Annotated in this window: 11 protein-coding genes; 3 read left to right on the plus strand and 8 right to left on the minus strand. The window is 65.5% G+C overall.

Going from position 1 to position 16,555, the window contains the following annotated elements:
* The first annotated feature begins 199 nt into the window (after positions 1 to 199).
* Positions 200 to 718, plus strand: coding sequence for a hypothetical protein (locus WME90_RS42965; RefSeq protein WP_437277895.1), 519 nt, complete (start codon positions 200 to 202; stop codon positions 716 to 718).
* Between the two features lie 172 nt (positions 719 to 890).
* Here WME90_RS42965 and WME90_RS42970 read toward each other — a convergent pair whose 3' ends face one another.
* From WME90_RS42970 to WME90_RS42995, 6 genes are all read right to left on the minus strand, one after another.
* Positions 891 to 2,663: a DEAD/DEAH box helicase gene (locus tag WME90_RS42970; protein WP_437277896.1), complete on the minus strand. Its 1,773-nt coding sequence runs from the start codon at positions 2,661 to 2,663 to the stop codon at positions 891 to 893.
* Positions 2,664 to 2,667: 4 nt separating this feature from the next.
* Positions 2,668 to 6,357: an AAA family ATPase gene (locus WME90_RS42975; RefSeq protein WP_437277897.1), complete on the minus strand. Its 3,690-nt coding sequence runs from the start codon at positions 6,355 to 6,357 to the stop codon at positions 2,668 to 2,670.
* A gap of 55 nt (positions 6,358 to 6,412) precedes the next feature.
* Positions 6,413 to 7,435 carry a hypothetical protein gene (locus WME90_RS42980; RefSeq protein ID WP_437277898.1) on the minus strand — a complete coding sequence of 341 codons (1,023 nt, stop codon included), beginning with the start codon at positions 7,433 to 7,435 and terminating at the stop codon, positions 6,413 to 6,415.
* A 374-nt stretch (positions 7,436 to 7,809) separates the two neighbouring features.
* Complete coding sequence (locus tag WME90_RS42985) at positions 7,810 to 8,685, minus strand: hypothetical protein (RefSeq protein WP_437277899.1); 876 nt, start codon at positions 8,683 to 8,685, stop codon at positions 7,810 to 7,812.
* Between the two features lie 3 nt (positions 8,686 to 8,688).
* Positions 8,689 to 9,171, minus strand: a complete 483-nt coding sequence (locus WME90_RS42990; RefSeq protein ID WP_437277900.1) for a DUF6484 domain-containing protein — start codon at positions 9,169 to 9,171, stop codon at positions 8,689 to 8,691.
* Between the two features lie 918 nt (positions 9,172 to 10,089).
* Positions 10,090 to 11,616, minus strand: a complete 1,527-nt coding sequence (locus WME90_RS42995; protein WP_437277901.1) for a methyltransferase regulatory domain-containing protein — start codon at positions 11,614 to 11,616, stop codon at positions 10,090 to 10,092.
* A gap of 141 nt (positions 11,617 to 11,757) precedes the next feature.
* On the opposite strand from WME90_RS42995, the gene WME90_RS43000 reads away from it, so the two are divergent.
* Positions 11,758 to 13,716 (plus strand): type VI secretion system Vgr family protein, encoded by a 1,959-nt coding sequence (locus WME90_RS43000; RefSeq protein ID WP_437277902.1) that lies wholly within the window; start codon positions 11,758 to 11,760, stop codon positions 13,714 to 13,716.
* A gap of 37 nt (positions 13,717 to 13,753) precedes the next feature.
* Positions 13,754 to 15,007 carry a TIGR02270 family protein gene (locus WME90_RS43005; RefSeq protein WP_437277903.1) on the plus strand — a complete coding sequence of 418 codons (1,254 nt, stop codon included), beginning with the start codon at positions 13,754 to 13,756 and terminating at the stop codon, positions 15,005 to 15,007.
* A 142-nt stretch (positions 15,008 to 15,149) separates the two neighbouring features.
* Here the strand turns inward: WME90_RS43005 and WME90_RS43010 are convergent, their stop codons facing one another.
* Both WME90_RS43010 and WME90_RS43015 read right to left on the minus strand, forming a co-directional pair.
* Positions 15,150 to 15,713, minus strand: coding sequence for a hypothetical protein (locus WME90_RS43010; RefSeq protein ID WP_437277904.1), 564 nt, complete (start codon positions 15,711 to 15,713; stop codon positions 15,150 to 15,152).
* Positions 15,714 to 15,767: 54 nt separating this feature from the next.
* On the minus strand, positions 15,768 to 16,520 hold the full coding sequence (locus WME90_RS43015) for a hypothetical protein (RefSeq protein ID WP_437277905.1): 753 nt from the start codon (positions 16,518 to 16,520) through the stop codon (positions 15,768 to 15,770).
* Positions 16,521 to 16,555: the final 35 nt, after the last annotated feature.

Here is a 16,555-nt window from a genome sequence, read left to right on the forward strand (position 1 = left end):
GTTCCATGTACTCAGCTCTTCGAGACCATGTACGCAAAGCAAGCCGGCGAGGAGTGGCCCCGCTGTGAATCCAACGAAGCCGAGGAGGCGCTCGGGACTGCCACAAGGTCGAAGCAGGGGTGATGGGGCGAAGTAAGCGGCACTGTCGAAGGCGATGATGGGTAATGCCTATGACTGCTTCCGTTAAGGAGTGTAACGAATGAAGGAGTGGATATATAAAGCAACCAAGAGCAAGGTCGGTTATTACGAGACTCGTCATCTCGCGGTGGCAAGGCACTTTCTCTGCCGTTCGGCCGTGGAGCGTAATGGCAGCCAGTCGGATCGGGTAAGGGAGGTCGACCTCGGTGACATCATCCACTTCTACTACGCACGCGGCGACGGCAAAGTGCCAAGCTACGGTAGCTTTGTGGTAGTCCACGGAGGTAAATACTCCAAACAGTTCGGTGAGCGGATCGAGGGCACGGCACTGTTCAGAGTCAGCGAAGATCCCGAGAATTCCGGCATGATCCGGTTGCTGACGGAGGAGCACGAGAAGGATCCGAGCAGAGGCTACGCGCGAGACCCGGAGCACCGGTGCTTTACGGGGTGGGTGATCGATAGGTTGCCATCATCCGAGAAGCAACCGCCCAAGTTCGAGCAACGGAAATTGCTTCCCGGACCGATGACCAATCTCTGGCCTTACCCCGATCCAGAGCTGCCTCGTGGCCAAAATAGATGAAGCAAGGGGTTCCACATGTTCCCGATGATAGTCTCCTGAGATCCCAGGTACTTCCTACTGCGATAGGTTCTAAGGAAGACGTACAGTCGGAGCTGATGACTCCGTGTCAGCGCTCGGCATGCTGAACCTTGTCATGGGCTCTCTGCGGTCCTGTCTCGGGGAGCGGCATGTGTCAGCCATCCCACAGATGGGCGACGCGGCTGTAGCTCTGGATGCCCTCCGGTAGCCCATCGTCTTGCACGTCGACGACGAGGCACTCTGCAGTCCCCCCGTTCTCTGGGCCGCGCAGGCCGCGACCGACCATCTGCTCGTACCGCAACGCGCTCGTCGTCGGCCGCGTGATGCAGACCACGTCCGCGCGAGGAGCGTCGAAGCCCGTCGTCAGCACACCGACGTTGCAGAGGAATCGCAGGCCGTCGCCGTCGCGGAAGCGCTCGATAACAGCAGCGCGCTCGGCCCTCGGTGTCTGCCCGGTCACCACCGCGGCGCAGCCATCGTCAAGGGCGCGGTTCAGGGCCACGGCTAGGACCTCCGCGTGCGCGACGGAGCACGCAAAGACGAGTGCGCGCCTGCGCTTCCGGAGCCGGCCGAGGCGCTTGAGGATCCGGGCGTTGCGGTCGTGCTCGAGCCCGAGCTGCGCGACGTAATCGCCGGGAAGGTCCCTGAACTGCTCGAAGCGGCGAAGCTGGGCGTCCGTCATCGCGCGGGTCCCCTCGACGCGGAGCCGCTCCGCGTTGACCTGAGCGAGGATTCCCCGCTGCTGGAGGGCCTGGATTGGCTTCTGGCCCAGTGAGTCAGGGCGTAGCAGCTGCTTCTGGAAGTACCGCTGGAGCGTCGCGCTCTCCTCGTCGTCCGAGCGCCACGGCGTCGCGGACAGGCCGATGACGGGGGCCGCTCCCTGCAGCGCACGCCACTCACGCTTCGCGCAAAGCCCAAGCGCTACGAGCACTTCGCGCTGCGTGTGCGTGACGAGCGAGTGAGCTTCATCCACGACGGCGCACGCGAGCCGCCGGATCGGGAAGCTCTCAAAGAAGTCCGGCCTGTTGTCCACCCAGCTCGCGAGTTGATCGATGCCTGCGACCAGCACGGTGGGCTCGTCGCCGATCTCGATCGAATCCGGATCGCGCCCACCCCAGAGCCGCACGATGCTGAGCGGCGGCGTTCTACGGATGATCTTCCCCGCGCGCTGCGGCGGCACCTGCCAGACTTGCCGGAAGCACTCCCACGCCTGCCGCTGGAGCTCGTCACTCTGCGCGATCCAGAGCACGACATTGCACCGCTGCCGCTCCTCGGCGAGGTGATCGCAGATCGCCTCCACGGCCACGCGGGTCTTGCCGGCCCCGGTAGGGAGCGACAGCAACGCCGTTTCCCCGGTGCCGCCAAGGAGCATCTTCCGGATGGCGGCGTACACCTCGATCTGGAAGTCGTGCAGCGGCGGCAACGGCTCGACCGGCACGACCTCCTCGTCGTCGGGCAGGGGGTTCGATCGGCACTTCGCGAGCAGCTCGGGCAGCCCGGCGATCTCGCAGAAGCTGCGCGCCCAGGTGCTGCCCTGGTGCCAGTAGGCTGCCATCACGCGCGAGCCTGCGCCTTGCTGCGTCATGTTGCCGTGCAGCGGCGCCGCGCGCCGTCCTCCGACCTCGCGGTAGAGGGCCTCGAGCTTCTTGTATCTCGTCGTCGGCAGGTTCTGGAGGATCTTCTCCCGGAGCCACGGGCCGGTCGCGCCGTCGGACAGCAGCCGATGGCCCAGGAGATCGACGACCTCGGCGATCGGACGCGAGGGTGCCCCGGGCGACAGGTTTCCCGATCCACGGAGCGCCGCCCGCACGGCGTCGAGCCGCTCGCCCACCCGCGCGCCCTCGTCGCTCGCGAGGAACCCGTCCCAGTCCTCGCGCGAGAGCCGCGATAGCACCTGCTCAATCTGCGCTCTCTCTTCCTTGTCCATGGCCTTACTCGAGGAGCTTCTTGATGGTGCGCGCCATCTCTTTCAGGGTGAGCGTATCGAGCGCGCCCCGCTCGCCTTCCTGCGACGTGAACAGCGTCTTCCCCAGCACGAACCCGTTGCGCTCGTAGAAGTTGCGCTTCCAGTTCCAGCCGCGGCGGTAGTCCTCGCGGTCGAGCATGCCGAGGTGCTCCCAGATCACCAGGTCGCCGTCGGGCATGACGAACGAGAAGTCCGGGCGGACGCGACGTGCCTCGGCCTGGCCGTCGTAGGCGCGCTCGTACTCGTACTCGACGTTGAGCTCCCACAGGATGTTGGCGATGACGAGCTCGGACTTGCTGCGCACGAGGTGGCCCTTCGCGGCCCGGTGGATGAGGTGCTCGGCGTAGGGCACTTCGTCCGCGCCCTGGCGGACTGCGCCCTGGAAAAGGTTGGTGTTGCGTCGCGCCGTCTCGGAGCGCTCCGGGCGGGTGAGGTCGAACAGCGTCGTCGCGTCGTTCCCCTCGACGAGGAGCACCAGCCGCTCGCGCGAGCGCGTGAGCGCGGTGTAGACGAGCTCGCGCGTGAGAAGACGTGAGCCCTTGGGCAGTACGACGAACACCTTCTTGAACTCGCTGCCCTGGGCCTTGTGGACTGTGAGCGCGTAGGCGAGCTCGAGCGGCGCGCGACCGTCGCCGAACTGGCTGGGCCAGTAGTCAAACGTGACGTTCGGACGGCCGGCGAAGGCCACCTTGAGGTTGTCCTTCACCTTGCTGACGAGCCCCATCTCTCCGTTCGCGATGTCGAGCTCGCAGGCGTTCCGCTCCTTCCAGTCGTACGCCTTGCGCCGCTGGTTCACGGTCTGGATGACCTTGTCCTTCGCCACGATGTTCTCGTCGCCGAGGCTCGGGGCCCACCGCCTCACGGCGGCGTCGAGCTCCTTCGCGCGGAACTGCCGCTGGATCCACCGGTTCAGGTCATGCACCCCGTGGGGGTGCATGCGTACCGGGGAGAGGATCTGCCACCGCTCCGAGCCGTCGGGCTTGTCGAACGGGACCCACCCTTTGTCGTTGAGGCCCAGCGCTCCGTCGAAGCTGGCGACGTCGCTCGCGTCCTTCACGCCGAGGTGTCGTGCGAAGGCCTCGAGCAGCTTCGCCCGCAGCTCGTCGGGCGTCTTCCAGAGCACCACCTCGAGGTCGTTGAACGGCGTGCCCGCTTCGAGATCGCCGAGGACGCGGTCGGCGTCGATCGGCTGCGGCTCCCTGGTGAACCACGACGCGAGCCGCAGCGTGTCCGACGGCTCGCTCGACGATGCCAGCGTACGCACCTCCACGGTGAGCCGAGCGAGCGCGTCGCCGAGCGACGCTCCGTCGTCGGCTGCTGCGGTCGTCGTCTCCAGGAACGCGACGAGATCCGCGAACGGGCGGCCCACACCGATAGGCGGAAGCTGGTTCGGATCGCCCACGAGGATGACCCGCTGCACATGAGCGAGGTCGATCGCTTCGAGCACGGCGAAGAGATCGTCCATCGTGAGCATCGAGCACTCGTCGATGACGATCGTTTTCTCCTGGCGGTACTTCTCCTTGCCCTCGAAGCGTGGCCGCTGACGGGCGCCGTCGTAGCGCTTGAGGCGATGGAGGAACTGCGCCACCGTCATCGCCTCGGCGTTCGTCGCTTTGGCGAGGCGGACGCGGGCCTTGCCGGTGGGGGCGAGGAACAAGATCCCGTCCTTGGCGAGCGGCGGGCAGAGCATCAGTGCGCCCAGGACCGACGTCTTCCCTGAGCCCGCGCGCCCGATGAGAACGCTGAGGCGACGCGACGTGAGACGCGCGAGCGCGCTAGACTGCTCGGCGATCGCCAGCGCGTGGCGTTCGTTCTTGGGGTCGAAGCTCCCGCCCGCGCCCGTGATTGCCTCGATGAGGAGCGTTTTCCAGTCGGCCTTCACGGGCATGATCGGCTTACCAGCCCGCTTCGACAGCGTCGACCGCAGACGGTCCTCGCGCCCCTTGAGCTCGGTGAGCTGGAGGGCAGCGGTCGACGTGCCCCTGTCGTCGGTCACGACATCGACGAGCTCGATCACGTTCTGGAGCGCCGAGCGGTTCGCTGCCGGCCAATTGCTCCCGACAACGCACGGGTGCGCGAGATCCACCTTGGCGACCTCCTGGAGCGCGTCTGCGGTACCGAGGAGCGAGTCGCCTTTCTCGGCCGCCCGTCGCAGCACCGCAACCATGGCGGCCCGGATGCGCCGGGGATCGTTGGGTGACCCCACCGCTGAGGGCGCCGGCACCGGATGCTTCGCGGCGATGGTCGCCTCGGGGAGCAAGCCGCGATCGATCATGCCAACGGACACGGGCGAGTCGTTCCAGTTTCCGAGATCGACCTCGCTCATGCGATAGGGGTTCTCGAGGATCTCTCGGTCGGAGACCTTGGCCGTGGTTCCCCGCGCCCGCTCGGCCACATCGTACCAGCGCTTCGCCTGCGCGGACGTAAGCGCGAACCGGGAGAGCAGCCGGAGCAGATCCCGCTGCTCGTCGGTGAGATTCGTCCAGGTCTCGCGAACCGCCTCGAGGTCGGGAGCGTAGGCGCGCTGCGGTGGCTTCTTCTTTCCCCGGAGGATTGCGTCGACGACGGGCCACGGATCCGCGTCCCGCGCCACCGCGTTCGAGGAGAGGAGCTCGAGCGCGAGCGCCGTTCCAAGGCGCAGCCCGAGCGCTTCGAGGGCGGGTCCAAGTCCAGGGAAGGCGCCGCGGTCCTTCCAGGTCGTCGCGATCTGAGCGTTGAGCCACTCCTCGCGGCGCTCCCACGGACCCTTCGCGACGCCGTGCGTCCGGATCCGGCGTACAGCTTCGAGGCATCGAACAAGCGTGGAGAGCGCGATGTCGGCTGGCGCGAGCTCGGCCGCGTACGAAAAGACCCGCACGTGTGCGGGATCGGCAGGGGCGGCGATCTCCCTGAGCTGCGTGAGCCGCCGGGCGTCTTCGCGGGGATCGCCGGTCGGCTCGAGGTAGTCGTGGTACGGCAGCAAGAAGCCGTCATCGCCGTCCGGGCGGATCGAGTGCTGGATCAACCGGTCCCACATCACGTACGAGGGCTTCTTCTTCGCGGTATCGTAGGACTTCGGCGGCGCGATGGCCGTGATGCGCCCGACGCCCATAACCAGGCGCGAGATCGTATCGCCGAGCGGCTGCCCCTCCTTGCAGTAGAAGAACACGAGCGATCGCTCGGGAACGAGGCGACCGAAGAAGAGCTGGAGCAGCGCTTCCTGGCGCGACCTCCCGAAGGCCCAGGGGCTCGAGAACGGCGCTTCTTCATCGGGCGGCAGCGGCTCGGGGAGCTTCGCGTCGATGCCTTCCTGCTCGTTGCTGAGCATCCAGGCGAAGGGCACGACGAAGGTGGAGTACGGCGGCGCCTTGACGAGCGTGGGCACGAGGTGCCCGTGCGTCTCCTCGGCCTTCTTGATGCCGGCGTAAGGATGGGTGAAGCGCCGCGTCCACGCTTCCGGGCTCATGAACGCGCCGGACTCGGCCTGGCACGGCGGCACATCGTCGAGCTTGAGGCCGCTCCACGGTCTCCCAGCCAGGGCGTCTTCTCGCGCGTCGTCGCGCTCCTCGCGGATCCGGTCGAGCGCGGTGCAGAAGGAATTGCAGGACGGGACGCGGCAGACGCGCCCGTTCCAACGCGAGTCGTGCCAGGCGACGCGAGCGGTGAGGTGGAACATGTCTCAAGGCCCCCTTCGGATGAGCTCAGATGATGCGCCGCAGACTACCCGTCAATCAGTCCGCGAGCTCCTCAAAGCATGTCACATGAAATCCCGCCGGAGGCTGCGTCGACCTTTCCCGTAGCGCTGACCCTGCCGAGCGCCCTCGTTCCTCACAGGCCTCTTTCGTAAGAAACCATCGTTCCTCGTCATCGATATGCCAGGCCACTCGATCTACGGACCATTCACCAGGAAAGACGCGTAACGCATCTTCCGTCTTGCCAACAATAGTGTATGCGTTTGTGCAACGGTACCCGCCTCGCGATGCTCCCGTGTGCGACATGAAGTGAGGTCCCATGAGCAGAAGCTCACCGGGGCGAGTTTTTCCTGAGAGCTTATACTCCCAATTGAACGAGGGAAGCATTCGCTCTTTCCCGACGAGAACGGGGTGGCCCGTGAGTTGCCCAACGAACGCCGTTGCTCCCCCCTGCGGCCGCGCTCCCTTGAATCGCCATGGACCGCAGCGGGGGGCATTTTTCTTCGTGCTGGTAAGCCAATAGACGGTCTTGCCGCTCTTGATGAGGTCGAGCAAAACTTCCTCGTTCTCGCCGTATGCGTAGTTCGAGGGCACCGCCGAAACCTCTACCTCGTCGGCCGAGGTTCCGTCGCGGGCAATCAACTTGGACCCTCGTCTGAAAATCTCGCGGAGCTTGCAACGAAAAGGCCCTCGAGTCGCCTCGATTGGAGCATCAACCCAGCCGAGCAGCTCAACACCAGCATGGAACTGAGAGATATGTGATTTCTGCTCGTGCACGGCAAGAACGTGGATGTCTCCACATCGCGTCACAGCAAAGGGCTCCGCCCCGGCAGCCGGTGCGATCTCCACACCGGGTGGGAAATCTTCAACAAGGCGGCCCTCCGGTGCCGGAACTTCGAGCGCCACCTGCTCGGGGCCAAAGGCCCCGGCGGAGGCCAGCGCAATGACCGGCTTGCCAAGCTCGGATGGCGAGCTGTCAGAGAAGGATGGGAGGGCGAGCGAGAGGTACCCAGACTTCGCCGGAACGACACTGATCAGGGCACCCGGATGAACGCGGCCCATCAACGGACCGTCCGGGGATCGGAGGTGCAAGTCGGTCGTTCTGTGCGCATAGAGAGCCAATCCCTCCGTCTTCGCAGGGGATGCAAGAAGCGACGGGTTCAAATACCCCTCGAAATGTTCTCGGACGTCCGGGGCTGAGCGAACACGCCCATCAGGTAGTAACTCGACTAAGGTGGGGGTGTCCACTCGGTGGACGAACGTTGTGCGATCGTCTGCAAGTACAGACGTATTCCGCAACCAGAACACGGAGGCTCTCGGATCCACTGCGCCGGCGTCTTGTGACACCCTGTGCTCGTTGCTACAGCCGAGCCTGCAGTCGAACAAGCCGACGAGCAGTAGCCATGGTGCGAAGCGTCGAAGAGTTAATCTCACCATTAGAACTGAAACCCGAGTCGCTTGCCCAATTGAAGAAAACTCGGCCATGGCATCATTCCGCCACTTGGCGTGAACACCTTGGGAATGAAGCGGTCATACATGTCGATCTTTCCGAGTGGGACTTTCCTCGGTTGCCCAGACCTGGGCTGCATATACATGACAGGGGCGACAACGTAACACGTCGAGCGAACCGCCCGTTCCTTGTTTTGCTCATTGTCGTTACCGATCCCGCAAGCACCGAACCAGATGACCCCACCACCCATGGTCTGCTTCAACTTATCGAACACCTCAACGTCCTGTTTTGTCAGGCCGGTGCCAATGTTGATTATGCTAACAATCGCGCCATTCGGTTCACGTTTAATGTGGCCGTGTGAGCTGAAAACAAGGTGCTTGAGCACGCCTGTTGATGTCGCCATGGCCATGACGTCAGCCGGCCTGGCACTGCTCGAGATGAACCGGTCATACTGCATGTGATAGGTGACGGGAGTGTCGGAGGCGTTCAAGGCCATGTGCGGCTTGCTCAGTGTGATGTAGTGATCTCCGTTCGTCTTGCGCTCGAGCTTTGCGAGGACCTGTACCTGCAGGGAGACCCACGGAGGCCCGGAGCCAGGGCTCGCCTCTAACATGGTAGCGCCCATGGTGAGTCCCTTCAGGCGAAAAACGCGGAATTCCCCTGACGTCCTTTCCGCAATCGGGTTTGCAATCACACCGGGGTTGTTCGATCGAACACTGAGCCCGGCTCCCCCCCAAAGGGCGACTTCTGCGCCCTGCCCTCCAACCCCGACCTGCATCCTCCAGATTGAGCCCACGGCCAAGCGATTGTCGACATCGTATTCCCCTAGTTCCCCATCGGGAGGCGCCGCGAAGTGAGCCATGGTTCACCATCGATACAAACCTTCATCGAGTAGGCTATCGAGCTTTTCTCGGGGCCGGGAACAGTCTATAGAGGCTACCATCAATAGCAAACTCATCAGCCTGCCCTTGCGTTCTTCGTAGGCGGCCACATTGCCCGGTAGGCGCTGAGCGGTGCTCTCTGGATGGTGAACCAACCCCATCGCCACTGGCCTGCGCGGGTCGCCGCCTTCGAACAAGAGGGCCACGTCGCGTCCCACATCTTCCGTGGAGAGCACCTCCATGGCACGTGCGGTTGCGTCCCCGACTGGTTCGCCGGGGAGTACGACTCGCGCTTCACCCTCCTTTCCGAACGCGGCGAGCGCGCCGATGACGACGCCGTTGATGCGCTCCGGCAGCGTCGGCTGTTCGAGTCCGGATGCGGAGTGTTCCTCGAGCAGGAACTCGAGGAGCATCTTTGCCCCGTGCTCCACCGCATCGGTCCCATCGTCCTGCTCGACGCCCGTCACTTCCGCGACCTCATCGGCTGCGTCTCGAGGAGCGCTGCAAATTTCGTCCCAGCAGGATGCTCCTCTTTCGTCACGGCTGCGTCCCTCCACCCCTGTCGATCGTGCAGACGTTGCTCTCTTGCGCCCCGTCAAGGCGACCATGATCGGCGTATGCCGGCGCGCTGCCAATGTAAAACGTCGAAACCTCAGACCAGCCGATGCGACTGCCAGTTCCAGGCAGGTGCCGCTCCTCGTCGGGCTCAGCGGCAGCACCAGCTATCTGCAGCAACGATTCGGCCGCGTGCCTCCCTGCCCGCAAGCCTGGCACCACCACGCCGTAACCTCCCAACCCTTGGGGGACCTTGCTGCCACCCTCTTCGTAGCCATCTTCCCCGCCATATCCGCCTACGGCGCCTCTCCCCGAACTGCTCGCGAACAGCGGACAATTCCGCCCTCAACACATGCGCCTCAAGCGCGAATGAATCGCGCTCGGCGTGCGCCTGTCGCGCCTCCTCGAAAGCCGTCCGCCTTTGTTCTTCTGCGGCAGCCCGCATAAGTACCAACTCTGTCTGTGCGACGTGTCTCGCCGTACGTTCGGCCTCAGCCTCGTGCAGCGCCGTGTCCCATGCCTGGCGTGCAGCCTCAGCCTCATGCAGCGCCGCGTCTCGTGCCTGGCGCGCGACCTCAGCCTCGCACCACGCGGCCTCCGCTTTGCGAGCTCGAGCACCTGCGCCTTCGCGTGCCAGCGTCGCGTCGATCTCCGCCGCCTCGCGGAGGCTCGTGGCGCTGCCCAGCGCCGCCTCGCCCGCGGCGAGCGCACGCCGCGCTCCCTCCAGCTCTCTCCGCAGCTGCCGTCGTGCCCGTTCCGCAAAAATCCCCACGACCACCGCCGCGACGAGCAGCGCTACGAGCCCCATCATGCCCACCCCACCGCCGGCATCAGCCCGTCAGCAGAAGCCCGCGGCGCGCCAGCCGCGTGAGCTTCTGCTCCGTGATCTCCTGGAGCACAGCCGGCTCCTGCCTGGGCTTCCCATCCACTTCCACGGTCAGCCGCCCCGCTGCGATCTCTTCCGCCGTCCCAGCGGCCAACACTTCCCAGCTCCGCGACCCATCCATCCGCACGAGCAGCGCTCTGTCGAACGCGTCCACCGCGACCCGCTCATGGAGCAGCGTCGTGCACCCTGCGCGCCCCTGCGCGGCCTCGAGCCGTGCGAGCGCCGTCGTGGTGGGTCGTGGCGCCACAGCCGCCGCGCACGGCCGCGCCCATGCGTCGAGCTCCACCGCGCCCCGCGCTACCAGCCCGAGCAAGTTCTTGCCCAGCACCTCGAGTTCCTCGTCGTCCGCGCCTGTGAGACCCCGGACCTCATGACATAGTGCCTCGAACCCCACGCCCGCCGGATAACTCTCCCCAAGCCGCACGAGCGCCGCCTTGAGCAGCGGGCTCGTTGTTGTGAGCTCCGCGCCCCGCGACAGCACAAACGAGGCCTCGTGCTCGCGGTGCCCGTCCGGCCCCTCAGACGGCGCCAACGCTGCTCTAAGCCACAGCCCCTCCAGCCGCCGCCATGTCAGCTTGCGCTCGATCTGCAACTCCCGATGGCAGAGCAGCGAACGTCGGAAGAACCGCAGATCGAGGTAGTCGAGCAGTTGTTCCGTATCGATAAGTCCTCGCGAACGTTCCGCCACCTCCTGCGCCACTGCATCGCCGAGCCGGTCGGGCATCATCGTCCACAGGTGTGCGTCCGCTACGTACGAGAGCCCCTCCTTCGATGCCGCCCGCGCAAAGTCACGAAAGTAGAACGCCCGGTGTTCAGCAGCCAAGTGCTCGTGGAACAAGTCCCCGTCCGACATCCGCTCGAGTAGCTGTACCTCGTCGCGCAGGAGCGCATGCGCCCCGTCTCGCCCTGACGCGCGCGCGAGCAGCGCGAGCATGTCCCGCGCTGCTGAGATGCGCGCCGTGCGTGTAGCGGTCGCCGGCACCTCTCGCAACAGCACGTCGCGCAGCATGCCTCGGAGGTGCCAGCCGGGCAGGGTGTTGTAGCTGATGTACGCGAGCCCCTCGCGTGCAAGCAGCGCCCGGCAGATCCACAGGATCTTCTCCTGTAGCGCCGGCGCTACCCAGGAGTAGACGCCGTGGCAGACGATGTAATCGAATGCGCCGAGCCGCTCGTCGACATCGAAGATGTCCATCGTGTGAAGGTTGATGTTTTGCAGCCTGAGCGCCTCTGCGTCGGCGCGCCCTCGCGCGAGCTGGTGCGCGGATGCGTCCACGCCGATGAACGCGCTGCCCGGCAGCGCCGCAGCCATGCCGATCAGGTTGGCGCCGCGGCCGCAGCCAAGCTCGAGCAGCCGGCAGCGTTCGGGCGGCGCGGGCCGAAGGCCGAACAGTGCGGCGATTGCGCCGAGGTGCCCCGGGTGCGTCTCGGGGACGGGGAGGTCGTCGTAGGTAACGTCGTCGTAGGGATTCACGATGCACCAGCGCACGCGAGGACAGCGAGACCCTTGTCGCACACCGCGCGGCGCGCGCCAACTCTGAGCAGGATGCGCCTCGGTGCTGCGGCCTCGCCGCGCTCTGTGGTAGGCTCGCGGAGCGAAAGGCCAGAGCGCGCCATGCCCTACGACCAGGCGACGACGATCCTCGCGATCCATAGCCCTCTCGGCCCCGATGCGATCGCCCTCGCGGGTTTTCGCGGCGAGGAGCGCATCTCGAGTCTCTTCTGGTTCGAGCTCGATCTCGTGTCGGAGGAGCGCGCGATCGACTTCTCCTCCATCATCAGCCAGGGCGTCACCGCGGTCATACGCCTCTCCAGCGGCGGCGCGCGTTACGTCCACGGCATTATCAGCCGCTTTCGACAGGCCAGCCGCGCTCACGTGGGCGGCAGCGAGCCACGGACCGCCTACCGCGCCGAGCTCCGTCCTTGGCTTTGGTTTCTTACCAAGACCAAAGATTCCCGCATATTTCAAGGCAAGTCGGTCCCCGAGATCGTGAAGCAGGTATTTGACGATTTCGGCTTCCCTGATTACACGGACGAGCTGACGGGCACGTACGATCCGCGAGAGTACTGCGTCCAATATCAGGAGACCGCATTCGACTTCGTTTCACGCCTGCTCGAGGACGAGGGCATATATTATTACTTCCGCCACGAGAACGGAAAGCACACGCTCGTCCTAGCAGACGATAGCGCGGGAAATTCCCCTTGTCCCGAGCTCGGCCCCGTGCGCTACGTGGGCGCCGTCGAGAGCTCCACGCGCGGCGAGGACGCGATGACGGCGTGCGAGCTCATCGAGGAGGTCGTGCCTGGATCGTATGCCATTACCGATTATGACTTCAAGGCGCCCAGAACGTCGCTGCTGAGCGAGGCCAGCGGCAATGATCCGAAGCTCGCGATCTTCGAGTATCCAGGTGGCTATGTTGACAAGAGCGCTGGCGACGCGCTCGCGACGCGTCGGATGGAGGCGGAGGAGGCCGCAGTCCGCCGCATCTCTGGTAACACCTTGTGCCGCTCCTTAACCGCCGGGCACACCTTCCAGCTGATCCAACACGAGCGCGACGACGTGAACGGCGAGTACATGCTCGTGGCCGTCACACATCGCGCCAGCAATGACGAGTACCAGAACTCCTTCGCGGCCGTCCCCAAGGGCACCCCTTTCCGGCCCCCACGGGTCACACAGAGACCTGTCATTCCAGGAGCGCAGACGGCTATCGTTGTCGGCAAGAGCGGCGAGGAGATTTGGACCGACGAGTTCGGGCGCATCAAGGTGCAGTTCCACTGGGATCGGTATGGCAAGAACGATGAGAACAGTTCCTGCTGGATCCGCGTCGCCCAGGGCTGGGCGGGAAGAGGTTGGGGGAGCTGGTTTCTGCCGCGCATCGGCCAGGAGGTCGTCGTGAGCTTCCTCGGGGGCGATCCTGACCGCCCGCTCTGCACTGGGGCGGTGTACAACGCGGAGCAGGTGGTCCCTTACGCGCTTCCTGGCGAGCAGACGAAGAGCACCCTCCTGTCCCGCTCCTCGAAGGAGGGAGCCGCGGGCAACGAGCTCCGCTTCGAGGACAGGAAGGACAGCGAAGAGCTCTACATGCACGCTCAGAAGGACATGGTCGTGGAGGTGGAGAACGACTGGACCATCCGCGTCCAACACGACCAGTCGATCACCGTCGGCAACGATCACGACCTGAGCGTCGATAACGACCAGACGGTCAGCGTGACGAAGAACCGCGTGGTCACGATCGAAGAGGGGAACGACGCCCTGACGGTGTCGAAGGGAAACCTGGCGATTGAAGTCTCCCAAGGCAACGAGTCCCATGCCGTCAAGGGGAAGCGCGACCTCGTCGTCGAGGGGAGCGAAACCCACGTGAACAAGAGCGATTTCTCGCACGAGGTGAAGGGGAACTACGTCCTCAAGGTGAAGGGGAACCTCGTCATCGAGGCGAAGACGGTGACCTTCAAGAGCGAGCAGTCGATGAAGCTCAAGGCGGGGCAGTCGCTGACGGGGGAGTCCGGCTCAGACCTCACACTCAAGGGCGGAGGGAAGGTCACGGTCAAGGGCAGCGAGGTGAAGAACAACTGACGTCCGCACCGCGGAGGTCTTCGAGGGAGGAGGGCCGTTGTCGATCACGGAGGCGGAGGTGTTCGTGCAGGCGGTGGACAACGCAGGATTCCTGTGGTGCCAGCGCGACGGCGCGGCGCGCGACCCGCGATACGATCTGATGGGCTTGGCGGAGCTCGACGAGCGGCTCGCGGCGCAGCTCGAGCTGCTGCGGCGCGGCGGGGCGGGGGCGCTGCAGATGTCCGCGGCCGCGGCCGCGGAAGGGGGGGCGGGCGAGGTGTTCGCAGCGCTCTCGCTCGCGCTCGTGCGGCGGGATCAGGGAGACATTGCGCGGTGGATCGCTCGCGGCGCGGAGGAGCCGGCGATTGCGCGGGGCGTGGTGTCCGCGATCGGGTGGGCCGCGCCGGGGCTCGTGGTGAAGGACGTGCTGCCGGCGTTGCTCGACGCGAGGGCGCCTCCGGTGCTCAGGGCGGTGGGGATCGCGGCGAGCGCGGCGCAGCGGCGGGATCCGGGGCCGGCGCTCCGGGAAGCACTCTCGGCCGGGGAGGTGCGGCTGCGGGCGCGCGCGCTCAAGGCGCTCGGGGAGCTCGGGTTTGTAGAGGGGCTCGAGCAAACGCGGCCGGCGCTCGGAGCGGAGGACGCCGCGGTGCGGTTCTGGGCGGCGTGGTCGGCGGCGCTGCTCGGGGAGGCGCGTGGGGTGGATGTGCTGCTCGAGATCGCCTCCGGTAGCGGCGCGTTCGCCGAGCACGCAGCGGGGGTGGCCCTGCGGCGGCTTGGCCCACGCGCAGGGGCGCGGTGGCTGGAGCGGCTGGAGGGGTCGCCAGGCGCGCTGCGGGTGGTGACTGTAGGGGTGGGGGCGCTCGGGGATCCGGCGCTCGTGCCGTGGCTGATCGAGCGGATGAGCGCGCCCGGGCTGGCGCGCCTGGCCGGCCGGGCGCTGGCGTCGATCACCGGGGTCGATCTCGCCAAGGAGGAGCTCGAGGGGGTGCCCCTGGAAGAGACGGGGCCGAGCGACGACGCGGAGGACGAGGACGTGGGCCCTGATCCAGACGACGGGCTGCCGTGGCCCGATGCGGCGGCGGTGGGTCGGTGGTGGGTGCGGCAGCAGGGCGACTTCGCGGCAGGGAGGCGGTACCTGGCGGGGAGGGAGGTCGGCCTCGAGGGGCTCAACGAGGTGCTGCGGCGCGGGAGACAGCCGGTGAGGGCGGCGGCGGCGATCGAGCGATGTTTCTTGAGGCCGCGACTGGGGGTGTTCGAGGTGCGCGCGCGGGGGGGGCGGCAGCGGACGGAGCTTGGCATACCCAACACTTAGCTTAGACGAGCCGACTCGGCAGTCGAGTCGCCCGCTGCAACCATTGCATCTAAGCCTTGTAGCCGGGGAGCGCGGGCATACCGCGCTCGCGGCACCTCGCGGGGGTCGGCCGGGCGCATCGCATGAGGCCCTTGCCCTGAGGTCAAAACCGGTGCTCATCACTCCAGCCTTGCGCTGGGGACAGCCGTACGCCGGCGAGGGAGCGAACGGCGTCGGCGACCGCAGGGTGGACGACGAGGATATCCCGGTACCCCAGGAGCCGGAAGATCTTCAGATCGCCGATGGCGCGCTCGTTCAACGTGAGGGCGTCGATGCGCACGATCTGATCGTCGTCCGAAACGAGAGCAGACGCGCCCCGGTCGATGGCATCGACGAGCCCCACAACGTTCATCGCTTGGAGGCCTTCCATTGTCCGGCCGGAGGACTCGACGAGGAGCGCGGGGTAGTACTCGACGTTGTCCACCCCTGCGCCCAGCAGCGCGTTGCGCAGGCGGCCGGAGCCGATGGGGACCCGCATGAGCTCGAAGAAATCCGGGAGCGTCTCTGGCTGCACGCCCTCGCTCTCCTCTCCGTCGGTCATGTGCTCGTCAAACGGCTCTTCGAGGATGATCTTCAACCCGGCCGGGGTCACGTCAAAGGCGAAGCGCTGGCCGTGCATCCACTTGAGATCATGCCCGGGGCGTGCCTCCTCGAACGAGGCCATCACGGCGAGCTCGAGATTCATCTCCATGATATAGTACATGTCCAGCCCTCGGCGAGCTCAGCGGAAGGGTACAGTGTTCAGCCGGATTTCCGGCCACGCTGATGGCGAGAACTGGCCGCTGTGATCTCTATAGGCACCCTGGGCTTCCAGCAGCTTTTCTGGGTGGCATACCCAACCTCCTGTAGCCGTTGCGACGCATGTGAATGCATGGTTGACAGCCCGATCGGCATACCACTTCAGCTTCTCCTTGAGGCTATTCAGATCCGACTGCTCGCACCGCGTCGGGCTTGATATGAGCTCTGCAATCCTGCGGACCAGAATCTCCGACTTGGCGAAGTAGCTGGTTTTATGACGCCCGACGTGCAGCTGAAGCGGCTTTCCTGACTCTACGGAGACCCAGAACGCCTGGAAGCTCTTCTCGAGCGCTGCTGGCGCTCCAGGATCGCCACCCCGCCCGGGGAGCTGGATGATGTTCGGGCTATCGTTGGGTCGAAACCCTGCGCTGTTGAGGAAGTGGTTCAACCGCTGAAGCTCGTCCTTGCCATTCTTCACAAAGCTCGAGTAGGCGAGGCTATGGTGACCTTCCGAGGTGTATTGGGGCGGGTACGTGTTGTCCTTGTAGATCTTGCATCGCTCGGCATTGGCGCCGTCAAAGACGCCTGACATGCTCTTGTCACGCTCCCATCCGCTCTTGCCTACCGTCGGCTCGACAGGCTCGTCTTTGGGGGCCTCGTGCTGTTTGTCGCAAATAACGCACTGTTTCCGCTCGATCATGGCCTGAACGCCTGTGACCGTCTCACCGATCTCCATGTATCACCTCGATGATCGCGGCGGGTGGAAGCGCG

This window comes from Sorangium sp. So ce375 (assembly GCF_051473855.1).
Lineage (GTDB): Bacteria > Myxococcota_A > Polyangia > Polyangiales > Polyangiaceae > Sorangium.

Excerpts from the sequence above, each read along its gene's own strand:
- WME90_RS42965 (WP_437277895.1), top strand. The coding sequence starts at position 200 with ATGAAGGAGTGGATATATAAAGCAACCAAGAGCAAGGTCGGTTATTAC.
- WME90_RS42970 (WP_437277896.1), bottom strand. The coding sequence starts at position 2,663 with ATGGACAAGGAAGAGAGAGCGCAGATTGAGCAGGTGCTATCGCGGCTC.
- WME90_RS42975 (WP_437277897.1), bottom strand. The coding sequence starts at position 6,357 with ATGTTCCACCTCACCGCTCGCGTCGCCTGGCACGACTCGCGTTGGAAC.
- WME90_RS42980 (WP_437277898.1), bottom strand. The coding sequence starts at position 7,435 with ATGGGCCGCGTTCATCCGGGTGCCCTGATCAGTGTCGTTCCGGCGAAG.
- WME90_RS42985 (WP_437277899.1), bottom strand. The coding sequence starts at position 8,685 with ATGGCTCACTTCGCGGCGCCTCCCGATGGGGAACTAGGGGAATACGAT.
- WME90_RS43000 (WP_437277902.1), top strand. The coding sequence starts at position 11,758 with ATGCCCTACGACCAGGCGACGACGATCCTCGCGATCCATAGCCCTCTC.
- WME90_RS43015 (WP_437277905.1), bottom strand. The coding sequence starts at position 16,520 with ATGGAGATCGGTGAGACGGTCACAGGCGTTCAGGCCATGATCGAGCGG.